This window comes from Neisseria dentiae, from assembly GCF_014055005.1.
GTDB lineage: Bacteria > Pseudomonadota > Gammaproteobacteria > Burkholderiales > Neisseriaceae > Neisseria > Neisseria dentiae.
The window spans coordinates 1,031,794-1,058,424 of record NZ_CP059570.1; the positions used below are offsets into that span (position 1 = coordinate 1,031,794).

22 protein-coding genes, 2 tRNA genes and 1 pseudogene are annotated in these 26,631 nt (G+C 53.0%); 6 read left to right on the forward strand and 19 right to left on the reverse strand.

Annotated elements, in window-relative coordinates; translation table 11 throughout:
- Positions 1–142: 142 nt before the first annotated feature.
- From H3L92_RS04880 to H3L92_RS04900, 5 genes are all read right to left on the reverse strand, one after another.
- Positions 143–661, reverse strand: a complete 519-nt coding sequence (locus H3L92_RS04880) for a PqiC family protein (RefSeq protein ID WP_085364900.1) — start codon at positions 659–661, stop codon at positions 143–145.
- Positions 661–2,310 carry an intermembrane transport protein PqiB gene (pqiB, locus tag H3L92_RS04885; protein ID WP_372338520.1) on the reverse strand — a complete coding sequence of 550 codons (1,650 nt, stop codon included), beginning with the start codon at positions 2,308–2,310 and terminating at the stop codon, positions 661–663. The genes H3L92_RS04880 and pqiB overlap by 1 nt, the downstream gene beginning before the upstream one ends.
- On the reverse strand, positions 2,310–3,635 hold the full coding sequence (locus H3L92_RS04890) for a paraquat-inducible protein A (RefSeq protein WP_085364898.1): 1,326 nt from the start codon (positions 3,633–3,635) through the stop codon (positions 2,310–2,312). Before H3L92_RS04890 ends, pqiB begins: the two co-directional genes overlap by 1 nt.
- Positions 3,636–4,173: 538 nt before the next feature.
- Positions 4,174–4,761, reverse strand: coding sequence for a LemA family protein (locus H3L92_RS04895; RefSeq protein ID WP_158088135.1), 588 nt, complete (start codon positions 4,759–4,761; stop codon positions 4,174–4,176).
- Between the two features lie 320 nt (positions 4,762–5,081).
- Positions 5,082–5,762, reverse strand: coding sequence for a class I SAM-dependent methyltransferase (locus H3L92_RS04900; protein WP_115336311.1), 681 nt, complete (start codon positions 5,760–5,762; stop codon positions 5,082–5,084).
- Positions 5,763–5,973: 211 nt separating this feature from the next.
- Between H3L92_RS04900 and H3L92_RS04905 the strand changes: the two genes are divergently transcribed.
- Positions 5,974–8,100, forward strand: a complete 2,127-nt coding sequence (locus tag H3L92_RS04905) for a lytic transglycosylase (protein ID WP_085364895.1) — start codon at positions 5,974–5,976, stop codon at positions 8,098–8,100.
- A gap of 202 nt (positions 8,101–8,302) precedes the next feature.
- On the opposite strand, the gene H3L92_RS04910 is transcribed toward H3L92_RS04905, so the two are convergent.
- From H3L92_RS04910 to H3L92_RS04940, 7 genes and pseudogenes are all read right to left on the reverse strand, one after another.
- Complete coding sequence (locus H3L92_RS04910; RefSeq protein WP_085364894.1) at positions 8,303–8,881, reverse strand: NAD(P)H-dependent oxidoreductase; 579 nt, start codon at positions 8,879–8,881, stop codon at positions 8,303–8,305.
- A gap of 403 nt (positions 8,882–9,284) precedes the next feature.
- A complete protein-coding gene (locus tag H3L92_RS04915; protein ID WP_085364893.1) occupies positions 9,285–11,129 on the reverse strand; it encodes a SurA N-terminal domain-containing protein in 1,845 nt (614 codons plus the stop codon).
- 233 nt (positions 11,130–11,362) lie between these two features.
- Positions 11,363–12,598: a chloride channel protein gene (locus H3L92_RS04920; protein WP_115336312.1), complete on the reverse strand. Its 1,236-nt coding sequence runs from the start codon at positions 12,596–12,598 to the stop codon at positions 11,363–11,365.
- Positions 12,599–12,826: 228 nt separating this feature from the next.
- Positions 12,827–13,852: an FUSC family protein gene (locus H3L92_RS04925; protein ID WP_085364891.1), complete on the reverse strand. Its 1,026-nt coding sequence runs from the start codon at positions 13,850–13,852 to the stop codon at positions 12,827–12,829.
- Positions 13,853–14,030: 178 nt separating this feature from the next.
- Positions 14,031–14,645, reverse strand: coding sequence for an AEC family transporter (locus H3L92_RS04930; protein ID WP_211276402.1), 615 nt, complete (start codon positions 14,643–14,645; stop codon positions 14,031–14,033).
- Positions 14,646–14,843: 198 nt separating this feature from the next.
- Positions 14,844–15,101 (reverse strand): AEC family transporter, encoded by a 258-nt coding sequence (locus tag H3L92_RS04935; protein ID WP_085364890.1) that lies wholly within the window; start codon positions 15,099–15,101, stop codon positions 14,844–14,846.
- 64 nt (positions 15,102–15,165) lie between these two features.
- Positions 15,166–16,802: pseudogene (locus H3L92_RS04940) on the reverse strand (NAD-dependent malic enzyme).
- Between the two features lie 242 nt (positions 16,803–17,044).
- On the opposite strand from H3L92_RS04940, the gene H3L92_RS04945 reads away from it, so the two are divergent.
- Positions 17,045–17,401 carry a helix-turn-helix domain-containing protein gene (locus H3L92_RS04945; protein WP_085364889.1) on the forward strand — a complete coding sequence of 119 codons (357 nt, stop codon included), beginning with the start codon at positions 17,045–17,047 and terminating at the stop codon, positions 17,399–17,401.
- An 87-nt stretch (positions 17,402–17,488) separates the two neighbouring features.
- Here H3L92_RS04945 and rnr read toward each other — a convergent pair whose 3' ends face one another.
- Positions 17,489–19,882 carry a ribonuclease R gene (gene rnr / locus H3L92_RS04950; protein ID WP_085364888.1) on the reverse strand — a complete coding sequence of 798 codons (2,394 nt, stop codon included), beginning with the start codon at positions 19,880–19,882 and terminating at the stop codon, positions 17,489–17,491.
- 87 nt (positions 19,883–19,969) lie between these two features.
- Between rnr and H3L92_RS04955 the strand changes: the two genes are divergently transcribed.
- The 3 genes from H3L92_RS04955 to H3L92_RS04965 all read left to right on the forward strand — a co-directional run bounded on the left by H3L92_RS04955 (position 19,970) and on the right by H3L92_RS04965 (position 20,951).
- Positions 19,970–20,056: transfer RNA gene (locus tag H3L92_RS04955), tRNA-Leu, on the forward strand.
- A 39-nt stretch (positions 20,057–20,095) separates the two neighbouring features.
- A tRNA-Leu gene (locus H3L92_RS04960) sits at positions 20,096–20,182 on the forward strand.
- A 148-nt stretch (positions 20,183–20,330) separates the two neighbouring features.
- Positions 20,331–20,951: an NAD(P)H-hydrate epimerase gene (locus H3L92_RS04965; RefSeq protein ID WP_085364887.1), complete on the forward strand. Its 621-nt coding sequence runs from the start codon at positions 20,331–20,333 to the stop codon at positions 20,949–20,951.
- A 31-nt stretch (positions 20,952–20,982) separates the two neighbouring features.
- On the opposite strand, the gene H3L92_RS04970 is transcribed toward H3L92_RS04965, so the two are convergent.
- Positions 20,983–22,020, reverse strand: coding sequence for a hypothetical protein (locus H3L92_RS04970; RefSeq protein ID WP_085364886.1), 1,038 nt, complete (start codon positions 22,018–22,020; stop codon positions 20,983–20,985).
- Between the two features lie 129 nt (positions 22,021–22,149).
- Positions 22,150–22,716 carry an azurin gene (gene azu / locus H3L92_RS04975; protein ID WP_085364885.1) on the reverse strand — a complete coding sequence of 189 codons (567 nt, stop codon included), beginning with the start codon at positions 22,714–22,716 and terminating at the stop codon, positions 22,150–22,152.
- 274 nt (positions 22,717–22,990) lie between these two features.
- On the opposite strand from azu, the gene H3L92_RS04980 reads away from it, so the two are divergent.
- A complete protein-coding gene (locus H3L92_RS04980; protein WP_085364884.1) occupies positions 22,991–23,248 on the forward strand; it encodes a hypothetical protein in 258 nt (85 codons plus the stop codon).
- A 290-nt stretch (positions 23,249–23,538) separates the two neighbouring features.
- On the opposite strand, the gene mnmM is transcribed toward H3L92_RS04980, so the two are convergent.
- From mnmM to H3L92_RS05000, 4 genes are all read right to left on the reverse strand, one after another.
- A complete protein-coding gene (gene mnmM / locus H3L92_RS04985) occupies positions 23,539–24,111 on the reverse strand; it encodes a tRNA 5-(aminomethyl)-2-thiouridylate-methyltransferase MnmM (RefSeq protein ID WP_085364883.1) in 573 nt (190 codons plus the stop codon).
- Between the two features lie 77 nt (positions 24,112–24,188).
- Complete coding sequence (gene hfq / locus H3L92_RS04990; protein WP_085364882.1) at positions 24,189–24,473, reverse strand: RNA chaperone Hfq; 285 nt, start codon at positions 24,471–24,473, stop codon at positions 24,189–24,191.
- Between the two features lie 290 nt (positions 24,474–24,763).
- Complete coding sequence (locus H3L92_RS04995; RefSeq protein ID WP_085364881.1) at positions 24,764–25,015, reverse strand: hypothetical protein; 252 nt, start codon at positions 25,013–25,015, stop codon at positions 24,764–24,766.
- Between the two features lie 319 nt (positions 25,016–25,334).
- Positions 25,335–26,375, reverse strand: a complete 1,041-nt coding sequence (locus H3L92_RS05000) for a zinc-dependent alcohol dehydrogenase family protein (RefSeq protein ID WP_115336313.1) — start codon at positions 26,373–26,375, stop codon at positions 25,335–25,337.
- Positions 26,376–26,631: the final 256 nt, after the last annotated feature.

Below are 26,631 nucleotides of genomic sequence, written 5' to 3' on the forward strand. Positions count from 1 at the left end.
GTTTATTTTTGAACAAAATAGGGAATTAGATACACCGAACACGACCAATATACCAGAAGGTAGATTTGGCGAATTGAAGACCCAAAAACGCTGCCATGCGGGTGTGGGTTAGATAATTTAGAGCAGCCCCACATAATTATTATCAATCAACCACCGCCGCAGCCGCCTTTTCCAAGCCCTGATTCAACGATTCGACCATGGCTGCGTAACCGTCGCCGTTTTGTGGTGTTTCAACATGGAAGGGGCGGCTTTGTCCGTTCGGCCACAAGGCATAGCCGCTTACCAATGTTTTGCCCTGGTAACTGCCCTGAAACGCTTCCACATAAATTTTCAGTATTTGCGTACTGCTGCTTCTTGCGGCCGGCACGAAGATATGGCGGCCGCCGAGGCGGTTGAGTTTGTTGCTGAAACCGGATGCCAGCGCATTATCCAGCGAGCCTGCCCATAAATGGTTGCGGGCGAAGTTCACATGATAGGCATCGGTTTGATAAACCAACCCGCCGTTATTGAGCGGCTCGGCCAGATACACACGCACGGCGATTTCGCTGCCGCTTTTGGCGGGGAGGCTGTATTGGCTGTCGGGCAGCGTGAAATATTGGGTTGCGGGGGTGCTGCACGCGCCCAGGGCGGCCAGCGCGCCTATCATTATCCATTTGCGCATCAGCGGCTTCCTTTCGGTATCGGGTCTTTGGTGTTGCTGTTGAAAATCAGCGAATTGGGTTTTTCTTTCAAAGTGTTGATTACGGGCTGCGCATCTTTCAGGGTTTTATCGATGCTCTGCAAAGTGCTCTGCACGTCGCCGTAAAGCGGCGATTGCGGCGACACGCCTTGCAGGGTTTGGCGCAGCTCGCGCAGGGTTTGGTTCAGCTCGTTGGGGATATTCTGCGTTTGCGGCTTGCTGATTAAGGCGTTGGCGGAATTCAGGGTGGCCTTCAGCTCGCGCAGCGATCCGTTCAACTCGCCCACGGTTTTTTCCAGCGGCAGTTTGTTGAATTTTTCAAGTAGGCTGCCCAGTTGCGCCTGCAAATCGTCGAGGCCGCCGCCGCGGGTGGCGATAACGACGTTGCCGTTATAGTCGGCAAACGGTTTGAGTTTGGCGCTTTCAGACGGCCTGTCGTCCAGCTCTATCATTTTGCTGCCGGTTAACAGGTTGTTGCTGGCAATAGTGGCGGTTAAGCCTTTGCTTAAGGCCGTCTGAAACTGGTTTTGCCAATATTCGCGGCTTTGGGCATCGGCATTAAGCTCCATGCGTTCGGGCTCGATGCGGATGCGCACGGGAATCCAGCCGTTTTCAAACAGTTTGAGGCTGTCGTTTTGGGCAAAATAAGGCACGTCGGCCACGGCGCCGATATTGATGCCTTTGTATTCCACGGGCGCGCCGCTCACCAGGCCGCGCACGCTTTGTTTGAAAAAGGCGGTGTAATAAAGGGAGCGTTCGGTCGGCAGGTTGTCGATTTCGCTGCGGTTGTTGTAAAGCTCGAAGGTGTCGTCATTTACGGCGGGTTTGCCTTTGTCGCCGCCGGTGGGCGCGGCAAACGAGATGGCGCCCGAAAGCAAGGCGGGAATAGGCGCGGAATCTACCCGTATGCCGTTGCCGGTGGTTTCGATATTGATGCCGCTTTGCAGCCAGAATTGGCTGTTTTCGCCCACCAGTTTGTCGTTGGGGCTTTGAATAAACACAGTGTAGTTAACGGTTTGGTCTTGCGGGTTGAATTCGGCGCTCTCCACCACCCCCACGCTGAAATCTTCATACAGCACGGGGCTGCCGGCGCCTATCATTTTATCGTTGAGGCCGATGAGTTTCAGGCGCAGGCCGTTTTGCCCGATGGCGGCGATCGGCGGGATATCGAGCACTTCGAAACGCTCTTCGGTTTCTTCGCTTTTGCCGGGTGTGAAAGCGATATACGAGCCGGAAACCAGTGTATTGAGGCCGGAAATCCCGCTTTGGTCGATACGCGGTTTCACCACCCAAAACTGGGTGTCTTTACGCATCATGTCTTTCGCATCGGCGGTCAGGCGGGCGGTAACTTCCACGCCTTTTTGGTCGCTGCGCAGGCGGATGCGGGTTACGCGCCCTACTTCCACGCTCAACACTTTCACCACGGTGTTGTTCACTTCGATACCGTCGGCGCTGTCCATCAGCAAGGTGATTTCCGGCCCGCGGTTGCGGATGTCCTTCATCAGCAGCCAGCCGCCCGCAATCAGGGCGATCAGCGGGATTAGCCAGATAACCGAGGTAAATACGTTGGTTTTGCGCACCACAGCCGGAACAGGCTGATGGGCAGGTTGTTTATTGTTGTCGTTACTCATCATTCAGGTTGGTTTGCCGGCACCTTTTCAGACGGCCTGTTTGCAGATTGTTCAAAAGAATGCGCTTTGTCCCACAAAAGGCGCGGGTCGAAAAAATAGGCGGACAGCATGGTTAACAGCACCACCAGGCAGAAATACACCGCTGCCTGCCCCGGCACCACCCGTGCCACATAGGTATGGAACGCACTCATCAAGATGATAATCACAAAAATATCGATCATCGACCATTTGCCGATGGATTCTGTGAAACGGTAGAGCCGCTGCATGGTGCGCGCACCGGCGGGCAGGCCGTAGCGCGCGCTGATATTGAGCACCAGCAGCAGCACGATTTTCGCGCCCGGCACCAGAATGCTGGCGCTGAAAATAATCACCGCAATCAGCTTGTCGCCGTCGTTCCACATATACACGATACCGTTGAAAATCGTGTTGATCTGCACCGTGGTCGGGTTGGAGGAAATCATAATCGGCAACACGTTTGCCGGAACATACAACAACATCGCCGCAATCAGAAAAGCAGTGGAAACGCTCAAACTTTTCGGGCGGCGGTCATACAGGTCCGCCCCGCACACCCCGCAGGTTGCTTCTTCACGCCCGCGGAAATACAGGCAGCGGCTGCAACAGATGCGGTCTTCCGAGGCCGTCTGAACCGCATCCCTGCCCAACATACGGTGGATTTTGTAATACACCCAATGTTGCGGAATCGAAACCGACGTGCGGATCAACATCACTGCCAGCACAAACATCAGATAAAACGCCGCCCCAAATTCCACTTTCGCCACGGAAGAGAGCTTGATATAGGCTACCAGCGTCGAAATAAAAAACACGTCAACCATAATCCAATGGCGCAGCCGAACCAGCGTGCGCGTGGCATACAGCAGGCCGGGATACACTTTTTCGCGCCACAGTGCCGAATAAACATAGATACACAACAACAAAAACAGCAGCGGCATACCGAAAGTCAGCACGAACATCACTTCGGCCAGAAAACCGAAATCCAGCAACACCAAGCGCTTCATCATAGCAGGCAGCGACAGAATCGAAGTTACCCCCGCCATCGTTACCGTAACAAACATCATGCTGTACACAAAAGCCATCAGCACCAACGAAGCGCTTGCATAAGCCAAGGGTGCGATATAGGGGTTTTTCTCCACCTCCACCACTTCGTAACCGCAGTTCGGGCAATGCGCTTCCTGCCCCTGCCACAAGCGTGGCAGCGCCATACGCTGCCCGCACTCGGGGCAATCGAGCGTATGCGCGGGCAGTGCCGAATCACGTTGCAGCGTGTGATAACGCCACCAGCGGCGGTAGTTTCGAACAAATTTCACGGCTTTTCAGACGGCCTTTTCCGTCGGCCGACAATAAAATGAAACGCGTATTATAGCCGATAAAGTGCGGTGTTTTCGGATAACGGGTGTAAAAGGGCACAATCATATCGGCTTCGCATTCCGGCTCAGCCACCGTTCTCTCAAAAGTTTGGTTACCGTTATCAGCTTCGCAAGTCCGCTACACTTGGATGGAGTAACGGGCTTGCGAAAATCTAAGCATTTCAGACGGCCTGAGACCTTTGTAAAACTGCTTTCAGGCCGTCTGAAATGCTTGATTTCGTCATTTCTGCGCAGGCGGAAATCCAGAGAGAAAAATTTTAAGTATTTATTAAACAAATACTTGGATGTCAATCATCTGGATTCCCGCCTGCGCGGGAATGACGGAAAATAAACTTTTTTGGGTTTTGCAAATGTCTCGGCCTTCCTTAGGGGTATCAGGCCGTCTGAAATCGCACCATACAAACAAAAACCGCCGGGCATCCTAATATTGAGATGAAACCGGCGGTTTGCTTTATCTTTGATAATCGGTTGTCGCAAACTACATCAAAACACGCGGGCTGATGCCGATAGCGGTATTGTCTTCAAATTTCAATAAAGCAGCGTTTCTGTTGTGCCCGAGAAATCCGGCCAGCACATTGGCCGGAAACGATTGGCGCATGGTGTTGTAGGAGGCGGCCGAATCATTATAGGTTTGGCGTGCCGCCGCCACCCGGCTTTCGGCATTATCCAACGCCTCGATTAAGCGGCGGATATCCGGCTCCGACTTCAATTCGGGGTAGTTTTCAATCACACTCTGCAAATGGCGCAATGCCGCATTCAACTCGGTTTCCACCGCCCCCAAAGAAGAAAGCGAGCTTTCATCAATATTGGCTGATGCAGCCAGCAAAACCACTTCTGCACGGGCACGGGCAGAAGTTACCGCCTTTAAAACGGCAGGCGTGTGGTTGAGATAATCTTTAGAAACATCCACCAAAGAAGGAATAATATCGTGGCGGCGTTTGAGCTGGATTTGAATTTGTGAAAAAGCCTTGAGATATTGCCTTTTTCCGGCCAACAACCGTTTATAAACCATTATCGGCAGCAACATGCAGAAAACAATCAGAAGCAAAGTGAGAAGCGGTTCCATGACAAACATCCTTGTTAATCGGTTATCCCCCCGCGTAATTACCGGGCTTTTTTATTGTTTATTTGTTCTTAGTATCAACGTTGTAATTATAACCAATCAAAAGAAATGTATCCATATGTTAAGTTATGCAAGGATAAATTTGGCGGATAATGTTGTATTCTTACACCATTAAGCCGTTTGCAGGTTACCCTTATGTTTTCCATAATGCCTTTACTGCACAACAATGAAACGGCTGCCCACACTTTCAGACGGCCTCACGCTGCAACGCCGCCAAACCGGCATGCAGGCAACACCAACGGCCGGTCGGCATATTATTTAAGTTATCCTGCGCGGTTTTTTATTCTCGCCATCCCCAGTATCATTTCGCGCCCACCCTGAAGGGCTTGTCCGTATTCCGGCAATATATGCATTCCTGCCATATGTTTATGCAACACCAACCCATATACCGCTGCGGCATGCGGCCACCAACGGTTGCCTGCCGTTTCCATAAAACGGCAAAACCGTAGCAGCCGTTCATGCTCAAAAGGCGGAACATAAACCATAAACTGGCCGAAAGCGATTTCAAAACCTAACGCTTTTGCATTTTCTTTCAGAGTCGGCAGAGGCAGGCAATACTTTTTAGCAGGCAGCAACCTGCCGTCGAACCATTTGCTGTATCCCCATAGCGAATAAGGATTAAACCCCGTCAACACTATCCTCCCTTCCGGTTTCAGCACGCGGAAAGCCTCGGCAAGCGCAATATGGGGAACACCGCTGCATTCCAACGTGTGCGGCATTAGTAATATATCTACCGACTCATCGGCCCATGCCCACACACCCGCCTCCATATGAAAATCACGGGCGTTGCAAAGCCATGCACCGGGCGGTTTCAGCCAACCGCCCATGCCTGCCTGAACAGCCACCTGCACACCATTGCAGACTGGAAACCGATCAAAAAAAGCTCTTTCCCAATCAGCAATATAACAGCCCGCAGCCGTTTCTGAAAACCAATTGTCAAACATTTCGAAATTCACGCAGTCCGAACCTTATTTTATTGATAAACAATCATAACAGCACATAAAATATACCTGAAAAAATTCTTTCACTCGATATGATTCATTCAGTAAGCATTTCAATTACTTCAGATATTTCCTGATAATTTCTTGACTTCATGCCTTTAAAATATTACTATCCCTTACATTCAAAATCACTATCCCGGAATTTATAAAGACTATGGCCAAACTAAAATCTATAGCCTTAGCCGTTACCGGCGTATCGGCAGTTTCAGGTGCAGCATACACCCACGCAGCCCCCTCCAGTCAAATAGCAGGTATGGCAATGATGCGTTTGAATTCGTCACTACTCGATCAAGAGCAAAGAAACCAAAACAACCTTGCATCAGGCAGCTTGTGGAATGCTATGCGCAAAGATTTCCGTATGGCCGAAGTCAATTCCGATTTGGTGCGCAGCCACGAAAACAAATTTTCTGCCAGCCGTGCCTATTTCGACCGCACCATCAACCGCAGCAAACCCTATATGTACCATATTGCGAACGAAGTGAAAAAGCGCAATATGCCCGCCGAAATCGCCCTGCTTCCCTTTATCGAAAGCGCGTTCGTTACCAAAGCCAAATCCCATGTCGGCGCATCGGGCTTATGGCAGTTTATGCCTGCCACCGGCCGCCACTTCGGCTTGGAGCGCACAGCCTTGTATGACGGCCGCCATGATGTTTATGCCGCCACCAATGCCGCATTAAACTATCTCGAATATCTGCACGGTATGTTCGGCGACTGGTCGTTGGCACTGGCTGCTTACAACTGGGGCGAAGGCAACGTCAGCCGCGCCATCAACCGCGCACGCGCGCAAGGCTTGAAACCGGTATATGAAAACCTGCGGATGCCTGCCGAAACCCGCAATTATGTACCCAAACTTCTTGCCGTGCGCAATATTGTGAAAAACCCTCAGGCTTTCGGCATGGGCTTGAGCGATATCGAAAACAAACCTTATTTCAAGGCCGTAGATGTCGACAAACCCATCGACACCAGTGCTATCGCACGCTTGGCAAACATTAGTGAAAGTGAATTTTTGGCACTGAATCCGGCATTTAACGCCCCCGTGTTCGTACCGAAAGCCAACCGCAAACTGCTGTTGCCGGCTCACGCCACTTCCACATTCGAGAAAAATTACCGCAATGCCAAATCCGACGAGCTGCTTTCTTGGAATGTTTACACCGCAGGCGGCAAAACCAGCCTGAACCGCATTGCCGCCGAAGCCGGCATGAGCGTAGCCGAACTCAAACGCCTGAACAACACCAACAGCGATTCGCTCAATTCGGGCCGTAATCTTTTGGTGGCAAAAAACAGCATTAAAGGCGGTAACGAATTCAACTATGTGCGTGCCGAAACCGAAAGCAGCCCGCTGCCGAACAGCTACAACACCAACGTGGCCTCGCTGAAACAAATTAACGGCTCGGATATCAAGGTGGCCGAATCCAACTCGGCTCCGATTGCCATTTTGACAGACCAAACAAAACCCGCCGTAGAAAAACGCAATGCCTCACCCGCACCGATTTCTATCGCAGCCTCACTGGTTGCGCCCAACCAGCTTCCGGAAAAAGCGGATACCGCAATTGCAAAAGCTGATTCCGTTAAAATAGAAAAAGTTGATCTTGCCGCCGTTCAATCACCTGAAACCGCAACAGTAGCTATTGCAGAACCGCTTCCCTTACCCACGCAAACCTCCGCAACACCGGCACCCGAGCAACCGGCACCTTCCGACGAACCTGCTGATGTTGCAGTAAACGGCACCACCCTGCCCAACCGCGCACCTCAGGCAGCCCAATCCGAAGATCCTTTGCTGGCGCTGGTTAATGATGCAGAGCAACAGCGTTTGAATGCTGCAAACAGCATTAAAAACACACTCGCCCAACTGGAAGCCGACGAAACCGCCAACAAAGCCCGTGTCGACCGTATTGTTGTCAGCCGCGCCAAACAACAACAACGCACTGAAGCCCGATTGGCCCGAGCCAATGCAGCTGCGCAACAGGCCAATAACACCCACCGCGTAGAAACCGGCGACACCTTGTTTAATATTTCCCAGCGTTATAACTTAAGCGTAGCCGATTTGATTACTGTTAACAATATCAAAGGCAACAGTATCCGCAAAGGCCAAGTGTTGAAAGTAACCGCCGCCTCCACACAGCGCAACGCCGTGCGTAACGTTTCTTATACCGTGCGCAAAGGCGATACGCTCAACACGATTGCCAGCCGCTTTAATGTTGATGTGAACGACATCCGCCGCTGGAACCGCAACACCCGCACGGTTACGCCGGGTCAACGGTTGAAACTGATGGGCAGCTGATTACTGCTAACATAAACTCATACAATCAAAACAATACCCGATGGTTTTCATCGGGTATTTTATTTTCAGACGACCCATCATATAAGACCTTGAATCCTTTTTAAAACTCATGCCGACATACAAAATCCCTATACCATACTACGGCTCAATTCGAGTATCTTCATTGTTTCAAAAATAGCAGATATTCGGGACAAAGCTGTTTTCAAGAAAACACTTGATGCAGGTGTGCCTGGTAATCGGCAATAAATTTCGGCACATCCGGTGCCTTCATCACATCATTGCAGATGAAAGTGGGCAGCGGTTCGACGCCGAGAAATTCGTTAGCCTTATGGAAATGCAGATAAGCACCGTCCACGCCAACACCGCCAAAAAATTCAGCAGGTTCGTTGAAAGCCTCAATGGGTGCATTCCAAGTGAGCGACAACATATGTTTTTTACCTTGCAGCAAACCGCCTTTGCCGTAGTTTTTAGTGGGGTCGGTGCGGTGGCGCCCATCGCTGGCATACAGTTTGCCATGCCCGGCGGTAAATACTTCATCGATATATTTTTTAACAATCCACGGTTCGCCCATCCACCAGCCGGGCATCTGCCAGATAACGGCATCCATCCACAAAAAGTTTTCAACTTCGGTTTCGATATCGTAACCTTGGTCGATAACGGTTTCGCGCACTTGATGCCCCATAGCAGCCAATGTTGCACAGGCAGTTTCGTGCAGGGTTCGGTTAAGTTCGCCGTGGCTATGGGCAAACGCTTTACCACCATTTAACAATAAGATATTCATATTTCAACCCTCCTTCTAGTTAAAGTAAATCGTTTGGCTGTCTGAACAAATACTTCTGCCGGCTTATTCTGTCGTTATTATGAAAATATTTTTCCGAGTTGGCTAATCGTGTTTGACAATAAACCGTATTATGCGAAACGATATTAAGGCTGAGACCTTTGCAAAACCCCAAAAAGTTTATTTTCCGTCATGCCCGCGTAGGCGGGAATCCAGACGCTTGGCATCCAAATATTTGTTTAATCAATGCTTCAATATTTCCATCTGGATTACCGCGGGATAAGCATTTCAGACGGCCTGAAAATATTTTTGCAAAGGCTCAGGCCGTCTGAAAACTCTTGGCAAAAAAAGAGACGGTTTGACTACCGCCTCTTTGTTGCACCGTTGCAACCTCTTTATACCTCTTTTATTGTTGCTCGGGGTTCACTTTTTGCGCCCCTTGGGTTTGCTTGATGGTGCTGCCCAAATAACTTACCAATGCGCTGAAAGAAGCATTGCTTTGGCTTTCTGCCAACGCCAGCTTGGCGGGTTTTAATTGTTCCGTTATGTTTTCAGGTGTTTTAACAGCCTGTACCTCCACCAACACCGGCGCAGGCAGGTTCGACAACAACACATAAGCCGGCTTGCCGTTTTCGGGTCGGGCTTTAATCAGCTGTGCATAAGCCTCTGGCGGCATAGACTGGCGCGCCTGTTCGGCAGTCAACTGTGAAATCGGTGACCATTTCAAATCAGCGGCTTTACCTTTTTGTACATCTGCCAGCACCTGTTTGGCTTTGGCTTCCGCTAAGCGGGTGGCTTCTGTGCGCAGGTAGTCTGCCTTCACGAAATTTTTCGCCTCTTCAAACGGCTGTATTTTTTGCTCGCGAACTTCTTTCGCACGCACCACCCACACCAAACCTTCATTAACGGTAACCGGCTCCGAGTTATGCTTTTTCTTCATCACATCATCACTGAAAATGGCATTAATCAGATTATCGGGCATGCCGGCGGCCTTACCGTTTTCTTTGGTGAGCCAATCTGCGGGAGCTTGCAGCTTCAGGCCGGTTTTCTTGGCCACTTCCGCCAAGCTGCCGGGGTTGTTGAATGCTTCTTCGGCCAATTTTTCTTTGGCTTCGTTAAAGGCTGTTGCGGCTTTTTTCTGTTTCAACTCCGCTTCCAAACGGGCTTTTTCCTGCTCGAATGAAGGTTTGTCCTGAATATTCAGAATGGTGATGATATGGTAGCCGGCGGCCGTCTGAACCACTTCGCTGATCTCACCTTTTTTGAGCGAAAAGGCACGGTCTTCAAATTCTTTCAGCAACCCGCCGTCTTGAGGCAAGTAGCCCAGATTACCACCGTTGGCGGCGGATGCCTCGTCACGTGAATACTGTTTGGCCAGCGCGGCGAATTTAGACGGGTTGGCTTTAAGCTGGGCCAATACTTTTTCGGCCTCTGCTTTAGCGGCTGCCCTCACGTTTTCAGGTGCATCTTGAGGCACGGTAAACAGAATATGGGCGATTTCGCGCTTGGGTTTGGCTGATGCACTTTCCTGCTCGAAAGCTTTTTTCAACTCTTCTTCACTCACGGTTTGCTGTTTGGCCACATCTTGAATATTCAAAGCCACATGCTCCACTTTGACCGCTTGCGGAATCACATAGTCTTTTTTATTGGCATCATAATATTTTTTCAGCACGGCATCGTCTGTTTTCACTTGCTGCACAAACGCTTCGGAGCTGAATGATACCGAACGCACGGTACGCTCGGCCTGCGTGGCCATAATCAGCTGCTTGGCCTGTGCATCGCTAACCAGATTGCCGTTATTAACCAAGCTGATCAGATTGTTTACCGCAAATTCGTTGCGGATTTCTTCAATCAGCTGGTCTTCCGACATTTGACGCTGGTTCAGATATTGGTTGAAGATATTTTGACTGAATTTACCGTTTTGGTCGTGAAAACTGGGTTCGTCCACAATAATCTGCTTAAGCTGCTCCTGCGAAACGGAAATACCCATTTCACGCGCGCCCTCGGTGAGCAAGGCACGCTGCACCAACGCATTGAATACCGCATCGCGCGATTCGCTGCCGCCGGCAGCCTGCATATTCTGCATGGCCGTGTTCAGTTGGTGTTCGCTAACCTTTTGGCCGCCAACTTTAACAATATAATCCGAGCCGGGTGCGGCCACGGTGCTGACACCGAATCCAACAAAAGTCAGTGCAATCAAGCCCAATAAAATTTTAGCGGGTGTTTTGTATTTTTCTACGGCTACAAACATGGCATTTAATCAAGATAATAAGGCAAAGGCGCATTGTAACAGCGTTTGCAAGTACTGTGCAGCTTAAAGAACGCCCGGCAGTCTGCAATCTCCCCAACGGTGTATGTATTGACGACACCACCATGTTCAAGAGCAAATAAACCTTACATGCCAGTTTCAAGAAACATGTAACTTAAAAATACAAAATGAATATTTTTTGAATTACTTAATTATGTTGGAAATTGTCGCAATATTTAACATTGCCGCACCGTTTCAGACGGCATCCAACGGGCAACGCCCATCGCGGCGGCTACGGCGAAGGAAAGCGGCAGATAGGCGTCGAAATTTTGGCCGGTAAAGCCGACCACCAGTGCGAACGCGGTCAGCGGGGCGTTCATCGACACCGCCAGAAATGCCGCCGAGCCGGCCAGTGCGGCGGCGGTCGGGTCAAGCGTTGGCCAAATCATCTGCCCCAACAGGCCGAGGCACAAGCCGGCGAGCGCACCGATGGCCAAGCCCGGGGTAAGCGTGCCGCCGTAGGCACCGCTGCGCAGGCAGAGCAAAACTACGCCGGTTTTGGCGATGAGCAAAGCGGCGGCAACGCCCAAGCCGGTTCCCCAGTAGGCGGTTTGCGCGGCGGAGCGGCCGTTGCCCAAAATCTGCGGCAGCCAAATAGCGATTACGGCGGTCAGCAGAAACGCCGCCGGCAGCGTCCACAATAGCCGTTTGCCGCTGCATCGCCGCTGTTCGGCACGCTTGACCGAACGCCGGAACCATTCGGCGGGTGCCGCCACAGCCGCACCGATCACGATGGCGAGCACGATTTCGGTGCTGCCACCGCCCATTTGCCCGACTTCGTAAAAGGTTTCGGAAGATACCGCGATGCGCACCACCCATACGGCAACGGCGGAAACCGCCAGCGCGATGGCGGCATAATAGGCGGAAAACACCCCCAGCAAAATTTCCAATGCAAACAAGGCACCCGCAAACGGTACATGATACACCGCCGCCAGCCCGGCCGCCGCACCGCAGGCCACCAGCACCCGCCGCGTTTCGCCGTCCAAACCGGCGCGTTCGGCAATACGGGTGGCGAACAGCGCCCCCAGTTCGCGCGGCGCCACCTCGCGCCCGACCGGTGCGCCGCAGCCGACCGCTGCAATCTGCAATACGGCGTGTGCGATACTTTCCGGCAGCGGGGGACGTCGGCCATTGCCGCTGCCCGCCACCATGGCACTGATTGCCGCCAGCGGGCGGCCTTTGCTTTGCAGCAGCGCCCAACCGGCCCCCGCCAATACGCCGCCCGCCAGCATGGCGATTATGCGCTGTTGCGGCGTGGTGCCTTCGGTAACGATGCGCAATTGTGCTTCGCTGTGGCCGAACGCCAGATATTCGATGCCGTGGATCAACCAGGTCAGTGCCGCAGCGCCCAAGCCGGCGGCGATGCCGGTAAGAATAACGGCACAAAACAGCGGCAGGTGTTTGAGTGTCATGAATGGCTTTCGCTTTGAGATACGGGCTGTCAATATTCGGTAATCGTGTTCAGACAGGCATTTCAGACGGCCTGAAACCTTTGCAAAACCTCCAGATACGGATGCCGTTCAAGGTGTAGCGGCGCACAACAGCCATGTGCCGCAGATGGCGGTTTGCAGAGGCCTCAGCATAGTACCCGTTTCTTTATCTGGCCGATATTGCTGCCGAGTAAAACCGGTTCCGTTCGGCTATTGGCCGCTGTCCCTGTCTTTTTCGTTATGGCCCAGAATACCGAACAGCCAGCCTGACACCAGCGCCGTCGCACCGCCGAGCAGGGTGGCTTCGATGCGGTGTTCGGTGGCGGCCAACGGATCGCCATGGCCGATGGCGAACAGAAACACGATGGTGGCGGAAATGGCGGCGGTCAGCAAGGCGTATTGGGCACGCTGCACGGCCAAGGCCGTGGCGGCGGACACTGTCGTGGCCAGCATCATCAACGGCAGGCTGTCGTGCAGCAGGTACACCGTGAGCGTGGCCAAGGAGCAGCCCGCTACGGTGCCGATCATACGGTGCAGGCTGCGGGAGACGGTGGCAGCCGCTTCCGGACGCAAAATCATCACGGCGGCTATCGCCGCCCAATAATCGTTGCTTAAACCGATATGGCGCGCCATCCACAAAGCGGCGGTTACCGCCACGGCCGCAGCCAGCGAAAAACGCCACAACATATTCGCCGGCAGCCGCTGCGCAGGTTTGGCCGGCAGCGGCGGAGAATGGCGGGTGAAAAATCGGGCCGTCAGCGCGGTAAACAGAATCTGTATGCCGCCGCCGGCCAACATCAAACCGCCGCGCTGCAAGGCAGCTTGCCAGTCGCTCGGGTAATAGCCCGCAATCAGATAGGCGCAGACGGTTTGCAGCGTCACCCACCACCAGCTGCTGTTGTAGCTACTCAAGGCGGCGCAAACCGCCGTCAGCAGCGCCACCACGGCAAACGCCGGCAAACCGTGTCCGCCGATAAGCGAACCGATGACACCCGCCAGCGCCATACCGGCGCAGGCAGCCGCCATGGCGCCCCAGCGGAAACGGCCCAGCGCGTGTGCTGCACCGAAAGCGGTGGAAAACGCCGCACCGGCCATCACCATCACCGCCTTGTCGTCCCACTCCGCCGCCAGCAGCAATACCAGTAGCAGCGCAGGCGCACCCAGCCATGCCTGCTGATAGTAAATCTGCCCGGGCCAGCCGTGCTGCTGCAAACGCTGCCGTAAAAAAGTCCACATGATTCGGGTTGCCTACCGTATTTCGAATATGTTTTGATGGTTTCTGCCATAAGGCAGAACACGCCGTTTTTTCAGACAGGCATTACATATGCATATATGCCTGTCTGAAAAAACAGCCATAGCGATACTAATGGAATCGTATAACCAATCTCACGCCAAACCGGAATGCCCGAAGCACTCACACAAAACGCAACAGCCAATCCACCAGCGGGATCACCGCCATAAACAGCAGCGTACTGGTGGTAACCACATTGGTGGCGTATTCCACATCGCCCTTGGCCTCGTTGGCGAGAATCGGCAATACCGCCAAGGCTGGTACGGCGGATTGGATAATTAAGGTATGTGCTTCCATGGCAGGCAGCGGCGCGTAGTCTTTACCGAGGATAATCAGGGCAATCATCACCACCGGTGCCAGTACGAAGCGGCCGAGCAGCGCGGCAACGGTGTCGCGGTCGAAACGGATGCTGCGCAAGCCCGCATCGCACAGCGTGATGCCGATATAGATCAGCGACAAGGGAGTTACCACGCCGCCGAGATAGGATAAGGCGCTGTGTACAAATGAGGGCACCGGAATCTCCAGCAGCAAAAACACCAGCGCTACCAGAAAACCGGCCAAGGGCGGCGGCGGCAGTTTTTTCCAGTCAAACGCCTTATGCTGCGCAGCCTGCGGCTCGCTGCTGTCATGGGCAATCAGGAACACGCCGAACGCCCAAGTGGACACCGTATTCAACACGTAATACACCAAAAAATACGGCAGGCTGTCGTTGCCGAACAAGGCAATATTGAGCGGCAAGCCGATAAAATGGTGTTGGCGTTGACCACCGTGTTGATGAATACACCGCGCCGCCCGCGCCGCACTTTGAGTACCTTCACCATCAGCCAGGCGGCAAGATATAGTGAATTCAAATAAAAACTCCGAAATGAAATAACTGCATTCAAACTTGCAATTGGGCGATATGCTAAAGAATCGTTTTACCCTACTTCGGCATTCTTATTTTAATCCACTATAACCGATGATCACGGAAATCAAACCGTACACCAAGCTGCCGGAGAGCGACATCAATTTGTCGCGGCTAAGATAAGTGAGCACCGACACAAAAATCGATGCTGGCAGTGCCACATTCATGATCAGTTTGGAAATATTGCCGGCAAAGCTGTCGGCAAACCAGCCTTGCTGCCGCAGCAGAAAACCCAGCGCGATCACCAGCACGATGGCGAGGATGCTTTCGACGGAAGTCAGAAAAGCCATGACCGTCTCCTTTCTCTCAAACCATAAGGCCGTCTGAAAAGGTTTCAGACGGCCTCGATGCGTGTTAAATATCCAGTTTCGGATACACCGGCTGCCACATGGCATCCTGTACGGCCTGCACCCAGTTGTCGGACTGTTTGCTTGCCACGCCGTCTTTAACCGCCTGTTTGGCCACCGCCACCGCCACGGTGGCGGAAGAAGCGCGCAGGTTATCGACCGGCGGCAGCAGCGATGCCCCCAAATCGGTGGGGTTCACTTGCGAGGCCACCGCTTCGGCGGCGGCCAGCAGCATGCCGTCGGTCACGTGCTTGGCGCCGGAAACAATGATCCCGAGGCCCAAGCCGGGATAGAGCAAGGCGTTATTACCTTGGCCGATCTGGTAATTGACGCCGTTGTACGCCACGGGCGGCACGGGAATGCCGGTAGCGATCAGTGCCTTGCCGTCCGACCAGCGCACCGCATCCTCCGGCATCACTTCGATGCGCTCGGTGGGGTTGGACAGCGGCAGCAGAATCGGCCGCTCCACGCCGGCGGCCAGGGCTTTCACCACCGCTTCGTTGAATGCGCCGTGGTCGGTGGAGGTGCCAATCAGAATGGTGGGCTTGATTTGCTTCACGGCTTCCAGCAGGCCGATTTTGTCGCCGTTCTTGCCTTTTTCACGCGCCCAGGCGGCCACTTCGGCGGCGGGGCGTGCGTATTCCTGTTGGTAGTCGGGCAAATCCTGCATGTCGTCGGTCACCAGGCCGTTGATATCGATCAGCCACACGCGTTTTTTCGCTTCTTCGCGGCTCAAACCTTCGCGCTCCATCGCCGCGCTGATCTGATCCGCCATGCCGGTGCCTGCCGTGCCGGCGCCGTACACCAGCAGGCGCTGTTCGGCAAATGTCTGTTTGGTGACTTTCAAACCGGAAATGACGGCGGCCATCACAATCGCGCCGGTGCCCTGCATATCATCGTTGAAAATCCGATACTGATCGCGGTTTTGCATCAGAATGCGGCGCGCGTTGGAGGGGCCGAAGTCCTCGAAATGCAGCAGCGCATCGGGGAACAGCTCGGAAGCGGTTTTCAGATAGGCATCGATCATCGCGTCGTAGCGCTCGCCGCGCACGCGGGCATGACGGTTGCCAAGATAGGCCGGATCATTGAGCAGCGCTTCGTTGTCGGTGCCCACGTCCAGATTCACCGCAATCACGCGCGAGGGGTCGATGCCGGCGGCGGCGGTGTAAACGGCCAGTTTGCCGACGGAAATATCGGTGCCGTTCACGCCCCAGTCGCCGATACCCAGGATTTCTTCGGCATCGGAAACCACGATCAAATCCACATCGTCCGCGCCCAAACCCAAGGTTTCAAACGAGGCGCGGATGTTTTCCGGGTGGTTGATGTCGATATACACCGCGCGACTGCGATCGCTTCGCCCACGGTCGGGTCATAGACGATGGGCAGCATTTCGGCCAGATGGTCGGTGATCAGCTTGTAATACAGCACCTCGTTGCGGTTGTGCAGCTGGTCGAGAAAAATGTATTTTTCAATATTCTTTTCGTATTCGGAAAACTGGCGGTAAGTGCGCGCCGCCTGTTGATCCAGTGTTTCCACCGCAGCGGGCAGCCGTCCGGTTAGGCCGAGTTTGGCGCGTTCTTCCTGAGTGAATGCCGTACCGCGGTTGGTGAGGGGGTTTTTGAGAATGTCGGGGGTTTTGCTCATGGTGCAGCTCCTTTGAGATTTGGAGATTAAGAGAGATTGTTGAGCTAGAACAATCTAGAACAATGTCGTAAAGAAATTTCCACCATCTTAAAAAAGATTGGCCGAATCCGAACCGATATGGCGCGATTGATTATAGGCTTGCCAAGTCAAACTTAAAAGGTGGTTAAACGTATTTTAAAGTTCTTAACCCGGTAATCATGAGAGTTGAATATCCAACTTTTCACGTTGAACGAGACAGAGCCATGAAACTCAATCTGAACCACAGCGAAATCAACCGCCGCATCGGCAAAACCATCGCCAAATACCGCCAGCAAAGCGGCTACACGCAAGAGCAAGTAGCCGAAATCCTGCAAATCGGCAACGAAGCCGTATCGCGCATGGAACGCGGCCTGATTATGCCCAATGTTGCGCGGCTAATGGAGTTGGCGGAGATTTTCCAATGCACCGCCGCCGACCTCATCGCCGACGGCAGCCCGCGCCTGTTCGACAAAACCCATCATCTGCATCTGATGATGTCGGAATTGGCCGAACACGACCGTGAACTGATGCTGCACTTTCTGGAACGCTTTACCCTGCGGCTCAAACAGGCACAGATGTAATGACGTTAGGAATACCTGTCAGAAGGCCGTCTGAAAAACAAGAACAACGCTTGTTTTTCAGACGGCCTCTAATACTACACCGCTAATCTATTCCTTATTTTTGCTGCTGCGTTTGGTGTCTGCTTTGCTGCTTTTCGTTGCCACCGTTTTTTTCCTGCCCGAAGTATTTTTAGAAGTATTTTTAGCGGCGGTTTTGGCGTTTTTTTCCGCTTTCGGTTTAATGGTTACGCTTTTGCCGCGGCTTTTGGCGGCTTCTTTGGCCGGGGCCGTCTGAAAGGCGGTTTTTTTGCTTTTTCCACGTTTTTTCGGCACTTCGCCACCGCTGATCAGCGCGAGATCGATTTTGCTGGTATCCAAATCGGCACGCGCCACTTTAACGGTTATGCGGTCGCCCATATTGAAGCGCACGCCGCTGCGTTCGCCCTCCATGGCCATGATTTCGGGGCGGAAATTGAAATAGTCTTCGCCCAAATCGCTGATGTGCACCATGCCTTCGATATGGATGCCTTCGAGCGTAACGAAAATACCGAAGTTCGCCATGCCTGAAATGCGGCCTTCGAACACTTCCCCCACTTTGTCGCGCATATAGTAGGTTTTCAGCCAATTTTCCACATCACGGCTGGCGTCGTCGGCGCGGCGCTCGCAAAACGATGTGTGCACACCCAACGCCTGCCATGATTCGGGTTTATATTTTTCCTGCTTCAACACGGCTTTGATGGCACGGTGGACGGTTAAATCGGGATAGCGGCGGATGGGCGAAGTAAAATGGGTGTAGGCTTCATAGGCCAGGCCGAAGTGGCCGTGGTTGTCCGGCTCGTAAACGGCCTGCTGCATCGAGCGCAGCATCATCACTTGCAAGAGTTCGGCATCGGGGCGGTTTTTGAATTGTTCGGCCAGTTTGGCGTAGTCTTTGGGAGCGGGGTTGTCACTGCCGCCCAGATGCAGGCCGAGCAGGCCGAGCTGTTCGCGCAGGGTGGTAAGTTTTTCGGGCGTGGGGCCCAAATGGTTGCGGAACAGCGAAGCGTGTTTGTTTTTCAATAGAAATTCTGCCGCGCACACGTTGGCCGCCAGCATACACTCTTCAATCAGTTTATGGGCATCGTTGCGGACAACCGGCACGATGCGTTCGATTTTGCCGTTATCGTTGAAAATCATCTGTGTTTCGATGCTTTCGAATTCGACTGCGCCGCGCTGATGGCGTTTTTTCTGCAAAATCTTAAACAGTTTGTATAGGGTGTCGATTTGCGCCTTGTGCGGGTAATCGCCGCCTTGTTCTATCCAATTCCAAACTTGGTTGTAGGTGAGGCGCGCGTGCGATTTCATCACGGCGGGGTAAAACTTATATTCTTTGATGTTGCCCGCATACGTTACCACCATATCGCACACCATACACAAACGCTCCACATCGGGGTTGAGCGAGCAGATACCGTTCGACAGGTTTTCAGGCAGCATGGGAATCACGCGGCGCGGAAAATACACGCTGGTGGCGCGCTCGCGCGCATCTTTGTCGATGGCGTCGTCGGGGCGCACATAATGGCTCACGTCGGCAATCGCCACCACCAAACGGAAATTGCGGCCTTGCTTTTCGGCATAAACGGCATCGTCGAAGTCGCGTGCGGTTTCGCCGTCTATCGTTACCAGCGGCAGGCTGCGCAAATCGACACGGTCTTTGGTATCCTGCGGGCGGACGCGGTCGGGAATCTTGGCGGCCGCCTGTTGGCAGGCTTCGCTGAAAATGTGCGGCAATTGGTGCTTGCGCACGGCGATTTCGATTTCCATGCCGCTGTCGGCATAATCGCCCAACACTTCGATTAATTTGGCCACGGCCGGGCGGTGGCCGTCGGGATAGCTCTCGATTTCGGCCACCACCACCTGCCCCGATTCGGGCTTCATTTCGGCCAGACCTTCAGGCTCGAGCACGATGCTTTGGGTGAGGCGGCGGTCTTCCGGCTCTAAAATGGCAATGCCGCGTTCCACATAAAAACGGCCCACCACTTGTTTTTGGGCACGCTCTACGATATCCAGCACCTGCCCTTCACGGCGGCCGCGGCGGTCGGTGCCGGCGGGGCGCACGGTAACGATATCGCCGTGCATCAGCCCGCGCATCTGGCGCTCGTAGAGCACGAAGTCGCCTTCTCCGGTGGGAACCAGCGGCACGGCGAAACCGAAGCCGTCTTTATGCGCTTCGACACGGCATTTCACCAGCGCCAATTTGTCGGCCACACACACCGCGCCGCGGCGGTTGATCAGCACTTGGCCGTCGCGCGCCATCGCTTTGATGCGGCGCTCGAAAAATTCGTATTCTTCGTCGGTTATCGACAGTTTTCCCGCCAATGCGGCAATTTGCAGCGGCACGCCTTCGCTTTCCAATAATTCGATAACCCACTCGCGGCTGGGCAGCGGGTGCTCGTAACGTTGGCGCTCGCGCGCCAAAAACGGGTCTTTCTCACGTAAACTGAGTAACTTAGTATTTTTCTTCATGTTGATGATTGACAATCTTTCATTTGAATATATAATGCACATCTCTTTGCAGGTAGCACTTTAACCGAAAGCAAAGATTAAAGCAAAGCCCAGGTGGCGGAATTGGTAGACGCGCTAGCTTCAGGTGCTAGTGTCCTTACGGGCGTGGAAGTTCGAGTCTTCTCCTGGGCACCATAGGTTTTCAACCCTGCTTTGCTTTACAACAACAGATTGGCCCAGGTGGCGGAATTGGTAGACGCGCTAGCTTCAGGTGCTAGTATCCTCACGGGTGTGGAAGTTCGAGTCTTCTCCTGGGCACCATCCGAATAAAAAATCTCCGGCTTGATGCCGGTTTTTTATTGCCCGCAGTTCGCAAAGGTTGCGACACACCGCTTGACCGTATATTACAATACCGAGGCCGTCTGAACGTTTTCAGACGGCCTCGGTTATTTTCACAGGGAGCAACGCCATGAAAGTTTATACCGCCGCCGAAATGCGCCGCTACGAACAGGCCGCCGTGGATGCGGGCACGAGTTTCGAGCAACTGATGGAAAACGCCGGCCAGCGCGCCGCCGCCGATTTACTGCGCCGCCTGCCGAAAGCCGGCCGTGCGCTGGTGGTGTGCGGCAAAGGCAATAACGGCGGCGACGGTTTGGTGATGGCGCGCGTGTTGCAGCAGCACGGCTGGCAGGTTGACGTTGCGTTTGCGCTGGGCAGAAATTTATCGCCGCTGGCCGAACTCAATCTCAAACGCTTGGCCGGTTTGAGCGGTATCGGATTGGTTGATGCCGAAATATCGGCAGGCCGTCTGAACACGGCCTACGATGTGGTTATCGAAGGCATTTTCGGCACAGGCTTTGCCGGCACCCTGCCCGATTCCGTTGCCGCAGTCTGCCGCCTGCTCAATCTTTCAGACGGCCTGAAAGTGGCGTTGGACATACCTACCGGCCTGAACGGCGACACGGGCGAAGCAGATGCTTCGGCATTCCGCGCCGATATCACTTATACGTTTGCCGCTTTCAAACCCGCACACATCAGCGAAACAGGCAAGGCATTATGTGGTGAAATTGTGTGCGTAGATATTGTTTAGGCCGTCTGAAAAAGTTTTCCTGCCTGCGGTTTCAGGCTGATTCGCGCAAATAATCCTCTTTGCGGCTGCTTCTGCCGTACACCGCTTCGCGCGCCTGCCGCACGCACAAGCGGTTGTAGGTAACTCGCTGGTGCTGGTTGCCGTCGAACACCGAGATTTCGGCGGCCGGCGGCGGCGGAATATCGGCGGCGAAATTTTGTGCTACTGCCTGCCAATGCTGCCTGGCTATGTGCACCACCGCAAACATATCGGCGGCGATGCTCACCCCCACGGTGAATGTTTGGCCGGATATTTGCCGGCAGAAACCGGTGTCGGCAAAGAAACAGCATTCATGCTCGCCGTCGTAGCGGAACAGCTCGATTTTCACGGCATTCGGATCGGTAAACAATGCGCCGAACAGCCGTTCAAACAAAGAAGGCTGCATCACGCCGTCGCTAAGCATGCCGTAGAGATTGGCCAGCCAACGGGTGTAGCCTTCGGGCGAAAATGCAAACGTGCTCAATATACGCGCCAACCTCGGCTGCGGCCGCTGCGCAATCAGGGTAACAAACTCGCTGCCCACTTCGGGCAGTTGCGACAACACGGCTTGGTGCAGGCCGTGGGCGAACAGGGTGTTGTGGTTGTAGGGGTTGCGGAAAATACCCAACAATTTCAGCTGCAACACCCGCCATAATGCTTGCGGCGCCGGCTGCCTGCCGCTGCGCACGGTGCGCAGAAAGTTGCAGGCGTCTTCATAGCCGCTTTCGTGGCGGCTGAACCAGTTTTCCAGATTGTATTGGCTGCCGCCGTTGCCTTCCACAAACGACAGCGTGTAAAGATTGTTGGCTTCGAGATTGTTTTCGATGTTCACGCTTTCTGCCGAGCCTTTATAGGGCTTTTGAAACATAGAAAGCGCGAAGCGGTAAACGTTTTGGTTTTGCGGGTTAACATGACGGTTGAACGCATGCTGGCGCTGCTCGGTCTGCGCGATGAAGTGGTGGCCTTTGGTAACGTTGGCGGTAAGCAGCGCATAAGGCTTTTCTTCGCATTGCGGCGGCTCGCAGTCGCTTAAAATAAACGCTCTTTTCATGTTTTCAGACGGCCTCGGTCGGCAAGATGTACCCCATAATAACCGCACGGCAATAATCTGCAAATATCCGGCACAAAAAAACGGCCTGAGCAACTTGCGAAAATCTCAGGCCGTTTTGTATTCCGCAGGTTAATCAACCAAGTTCACCGTGCCGCGCATCATCGCCAAATGGCCGGGGAAGGTGCAGAAAAACTCATATTTGTTGCCGGCTGAAAATTTGCCGGTGTCCACTTTAACCGTGACCTCTTCGCCGCCGCCGATCAGCTTGGTGTGGGCAATAATGCGCTCGTCGCCTGCTTTGATGAAGTCGTTTTCAGCGCCTGCGGTTGCACCGTCTTTGGCCACGCCGTCCACATCTTCGGATTTCGCAATCACAAGGTCATGCCCCATGGCCGCTTTGGGCATGGTGCCCATATGCTTCAGGGTGATGGTGTATTCCTTGCAGCTTTTGCTGATGTTGATTTCGGTTTTGTTGTATTTCATATCGTCGCCGGCCTCAATCACCGTTTGACAGGCCGTGTCGGCAGAAGAAGCTGCGGCAGGCGCAGCATCAGATGCAGCCGGTGAAGATGCCGCAGACGCTTCGGCGGAAGCGGCCGAACCGGCCGGAGCAGATGCGGCGGGCGCGGCCGGCTCTTGCGAACAGGCCGACAAAGTTAAAGCAGCAGCAGAAATTAAAGCTAAATAAATTTTCATTATGGTTCCTTTGGTTAAATCCACATTATTCCGCCCCAACAGCAAACTGCCGTTGACGCACTATATTTCGTTGTTTGTACCGCCGGGCAGGGTTTATTTGCATATGGCAAATGAAAACGCACCAAGTTCCCTAACGGCGGTGGTTTTACGCCCGCAACGGCCGGCCCGGCTATATTTAGAGCGGCTATATAACGAACCGGTTTCCCGCATACCGGAAAATGTTGATCCGCTATATAATTCGCGAAGAGGCCGTCTGAACCCACACGAGAAATCCATGTCTGCATTTGCCGTTACCAACACCGTTTTAATCGCATTCTGCATTTTTCTGGCGCTGCTCGCTTGGTCGCGCGGCAAAGCGCGCAGCAAAGCCTATTTCGAGCAGATATGCCGCCATGCCGCCACCAAACCGTGGCTCGAAGCCAATCTCTCCGAAACCGAGTTGGACAATATCCGCAAAACGGCCAAACATTTCGGCATAGCGCAAACACAGGCCAAACAGCTGATCGACCGCTACCACCAAAACCGTTTGTAACCGCTTTCAATCAAAACGGCTTGAATGTTGCACCATTTAACCGCAGTTAAATTAACGCAACCTTAATAACTTCCAAAATAAAAGCAAAGGCCGTCTGAAAATCGCTTCAGACGGCCTCTTGGTGCCGGAAAGGCTTTACGGGTATATCGCAAAACCACTTACTTCATAACAGTTCAGTCATACCCGGACTTGACCCGAGTATCTCAATGTTGCTGAAACTCAAGATACTCGGGTCAAGACTGAGTATAGCGTATGTCATTTTTCTTAAATCAACTGGCTATATATACCGCTCACACTCCGGTCTGCAATTTTTCGACCGCCAACAAATAAGGCGGCCGGTTTTTGCGGTTGATAAAACCGTATTTCAACACGGCATATTGCCGTTGTGGCAAATCTGCCGCCCATGCTTCCACGGCATTTGCCTCTCTATATCCGGCATCGTGGCCGGGATAGAGCACCGCCGCCAGCAAGCCGCCCGGCTTCAACAGCGCCAATGCGGCATTCAAGGCGCGTATGCTGGTGTCGGCTTGGGTGGTTAACGTTTTATCGCCGCCGGGCAGCCAGCCGAAATTAAACACCGCCGCCGCCAACGGTTCGCCGATATATTCCGCCAATGTTTCATGCCCCGCACACACATACTCCACCTGCGCCTGTATGCCGGCATCCGCCAAGCGGGCGGCGGTTTGCACCAATGCCTGCCGCTGCACGTCAAACGCCCACACTTTGCCTTCCGCACCGACGCACTCGGCCAGCAGCAAGGTATCGTGGCCGTTGCCGGCGGTTCCGTCGAGCACGCTTTCGCTGGGGCGGATACTGCGGCGCAGCAAATCGTGGGTGAAAGGCAGAATATTGTTTAACAGCATCGAATGGCCGTCTGAAAACAGCGTGATAAAAAATACCTTACCGTGTAGGATTCGGTAAGGTATTTTTTGTGCCTGCCTTATTCGGCAGCCTGTTGGGTTTCCACTTGAACGGGGGCTGCGGCCTGAGATTGTTTGTGTTCGTGCTGCAAGCTCACCGCGCGTGCCGGAACAATGGTGGAAATGGCGTGTTTGTAAACCATTTGCGTTACCGAGGTGTTGCGCAACAACACAACATATTGGTCGAACGATTCAACCTGCCCCTGAAGTTTGATGCCGTTTACCAGATAAATGGAAACCGGCACGTGCTCTTTACGCAAAGCGTTCAAAAAAGGATCTTGTAACATTTGCCCTTTAGCGGTCATTTTTATACTCCGTTATTATGGTTTTGAAATATTCGGGAAAACACCTGCCGATTGTAGCCTTGAATGCGTTTTTTTACCAACCTTATTTCGGTAAGAATATGCAAACGTTTTCGGCCCTTTTCCGAAAAGCCTTTAGTTAGGATAGCAATACTGCGGTAAAGTTCAGTCGGTTACGCAGATATTCCGATAAAATGCCGACGGTCTAAACAGGCAAACCTGTTTTATGCCGCCGGCACAAAAGCAAACGGCTGCCCGGGCAGCCGTTTTCAACCTAAGCGTAAACGTGCTTCTTATTTGGCAGGTTTAGCAGGAGCTTCGGGAGCCGCAGGTGCAGAAGCGGCAGCAGCCGGACGCTCGAAGCCTTTGTCTTTCATGCAGGCATCGAAAGCAGCGCGGTCTTGGGTGTTGCCCACGGTTTGCTGGCACTCTTGCAGAGCTTGCTCAACGGTGATGTTAGCGGTTTCGGGCGCTTTGTCTTTGTTGCTGGAACAAGCGGTCAGAGCCAGGGTTGCAAAAGCGGCAGCGATTAATACTTTTTTCATGAATCAAATCCTTTCAATTGAAATGGTTTTCAGCCGCCCGTGAAGGGACGGGCAGGCATGAACGGCATAAAGCCATAAAGATGCAGAATGAGCTGCATTGTGTAGTCAGAGTGGCTTCGCCTTATTAAGTTTCCAAAAAATCGAAAGGAAATGCTAATATTTTTTTACGCAAAGCCGGTCGCGTGTTAAAAAAACAAATTATTTACAATAAAATGTTTTGGCAGTGAACTTTATTCAAGCCGCGCAAACAATCGAGGCCGTCTGAAACCTTATTTTCAGACGGCCTCTCAAGCAGATTTCACATTATGATGGGCAGAGCTTAGTCTGCAACCAGCACCACTTTCATCGCGCCGTTTTCGGCAGCGTGTTTGAACACATCATAGGCCTTTTCCAGCTCGCTGAATTTAAAACGGTGGGTGAGCATTTTGGTATAGTCCACCGAACTGGCCGAAATCGCTTTCATCAGCATTTCGGTGGTGTTGGCGTTAACCAAACCGGTGGTGATGGTGAGGTTTTTGATCCACAGTTTTTCCAGTTTGAAATCAACCGGCACTCCGTGCACGCCCACCACAGCCAGATTACCGCCGGGTTTCACAATATCTTGGCACATATTCCAGGTAGCGGGAATGCCCACCGCTTCGATAGCTACATCCACTCCGTCTTCGCCGACGATATCGATAACCTGTTTGGCCACATCTCCGGAGGCCGGGTTGATGGTGTGGGTGGCACCCAATTCTTTAGCCAGTTTCAGGCGGTTTTCGTCCATATCGCACACAATCAGCACCGAGGGGCTGTATAACTGCGCGGTCAATAATGCAGACATACCCACGGGGCCTGCGCCGGCGATAAATACGGTGTCGCCCGGCTTCACATCGCCGTATTGCACGCCGATTTCGTGGGCGGTGGGCAACGCATCGCTCAACAGCAGCGCCACTTCTTCGTTCACATTATCGGGCAGCGGGATCAGGCTGTTGTCGGCATAAGGCGTGCGCACATATTCTGCCTGCGTGCCGTCGATCATATAGCCGAGAATCCAGCCGCCGTTGCGGCAGTGCGAATACAGCTGGACTTTACAGTTGTCGCAGGTGCAGCATTTGCTCACGCACGAAATGATAACTTTGTCGCCTTTTTTAATATTTTTTACCGCCGAACCCACTTCTTCAACGATGCCGATGCCTTCGTGGCCGAGAATGCGCCCCGGTTCGATTTCGGGATTTTTGCCTTTCCAAATGCCCAAGTCGGTGCCGCAAATAGTGGTTTTCACGATTTTCACCACTGCATCGGTGGGGTCGATGATTTGCGGTTTGGGTTTTTCTTCAAAACGGATGTCGCCCGCGCCGTAATAAGCCATTGCTTTCATGTTTTATCCTCTCAAAGTTGTTTATTGGACGTTACTGCACTTCCGTTTATAGAGCAAACTTGCCTATACGTCAAGTTTATCATAAAAGATTCAATATGTTATGTTATAACAAGAAAAAATCGACATAATAAAACAGGCCGTCTGAACATTTCAGACGGCCTGCCCATAGTATTTGGGAGTGTAGTCGACCGCGTTGCGGCGGTATTTTTGGTTAAAGCCCGCTTCACAAGCCTTCTGACCACACGCCCCCTAAAAC

Excerpts from the sequence above, each read along its gene's own strand:
- H3L92_RS04880 (WP_085364900.1), bottom strand. The coding sequence starts at position 661 with ATGCGCAAATGGATAATGATAGGCGCGCTGGCCGCCCTGGGCGCGTGC.
- pqiB (WP_372338520.1), bottom strand. The coding sequence starts at position 2,310 with ATGAGTAACGACAACAATAAACAACCTGCCCATCAGCCTGTTCCGGCT.
- H3L92_RS04895 (WP_158088135.1), bottom strand. The coding sequence starts at position 4,761 with ATGGAACCGCTTCTCACTTTGCTTCTGATTGTTTTCTGCATGTTGCTG.
- H3L92_RS04900 (WP_115336311.1), bottom strand. The coding sequence starts at position 5,762 with ATGTTTGACAATTGGTTTTCAGAAACGGCTGCGGGCTGTTATATTGCT.
- H3L92_RS04905 (WP_085364895.1), top strand. The coding sequence starts at position 5,974 with ATGGCCAAACTAAAATCTATAGCCTTAGCCGTTACCGGCGTATCGGCA.
- H3L92_RS04910 (WP_085364894.1), bottom strand. The coding sequence starts at position 8,881 with ATGAATATCTTATTGTTAAATGGTGGTAAAGCGTTTGCCCATAGCCAC.
- H3L92_RS04915 (WP_085364893.1), bottom strand. The coding sequence starts at position 11,129 with ATGTTTGTAGCCGTAGAAAAATACAAAACACCCGCTAAAATTTTATTG.
- H3L92_RS04920 (WP_115336312.1), bottom strand. The coding sequence starts at position 12,598 with ATGACACTCAAACACCTGCCGCTGTTTTGTGCCGTTATTCTTACCGGC.
- H3L92_RS04925 (WP_085364891.1), bottom strand. The coding sequence starts at position 13,852 with ATGTGGACTTTTTTACGGCAGCGTTTGCAGCAGCACGGCTGGCCCGGG.
- H3L92_RS04935 (WP_085364890.1), bottom strand. The coding sequence starts at position 15,101 with ATGGCTTTTCTGACTTCCGTCGAAAGCATCCTCGCCATCGTGCTGGTG.
- H3L92_RS04945 (WP_085364889.1), top strand. The coding sequence starts at position 17,045 with ATGAAACTCAATCTGAACCACAGCGAAATCAACCGCCGCATCGGCAAA.
- rnr (WP_085364888.1), bottom strand. The coding sequence starts at position 19,882 with ATGAAGAAAAATACTAAGTTACTCAGTTTACGTGAGAAAGACCCGTTT.
- H3L92_RS04965 (WP_085364887.1), top strand. The coding sequence starts at position 20,331 with ATGAAAGTTTATACCGCCGCCGAAATGCGCCGCTACGAACAGGCCGCC.
- H3L92_RS04970 (WP_085364886.1), bottom strand. The coding sequence starts at position 22,020 with ATGAAAAGAGCGTTTATTTTAAGCGACTGCGAGCCGCCGCAATGCGAA.
- azu (WP_085364885.1), bottom strand. The coding sequence starts at position 22,716 with ATGAAAATTTATTTAGCTTTAATTTCTGCTGCTGCTTTAACTTTGTCG.
- H3L92_RS04980 (WP_085364884.1), top strand. The coding sequence starts at position 22,991 with ATGTCTGCATTTGCCGTTACCAACACCGTTTTAATCGCATTCTGCATT.
- mnmM (WP_085364883.1), bottom strand. The coding sequence starts at position 24,111 with ATGCTGTTAAACAATATTCTGCCTTTCACCCACGATTTGCTGCGCCGC.
- hfq (WP_085364882.1), bottom strand. The coding sequence starts at position 24,473 with ATGACCGCTAAAGGGCAAATGTTACAAGATCCTTTTTTGAACGCTTTG.
- H3L92_RS04995 (WP_085364881.1), bottom strand. The coding sequence starts at position 25,015 with ATGAAAAAAGTATTAATCGCTGCCGCTTTTGCAACCCTGGCTCTGACC.
- H3L92_RS05000 (WP_115336313.1), bottom strand. The coding sequence starts at position 26,375 with ATGAAAGCAATGGCTTATTACGGCGCGGGCGACATCCGTTTTGAAGAA.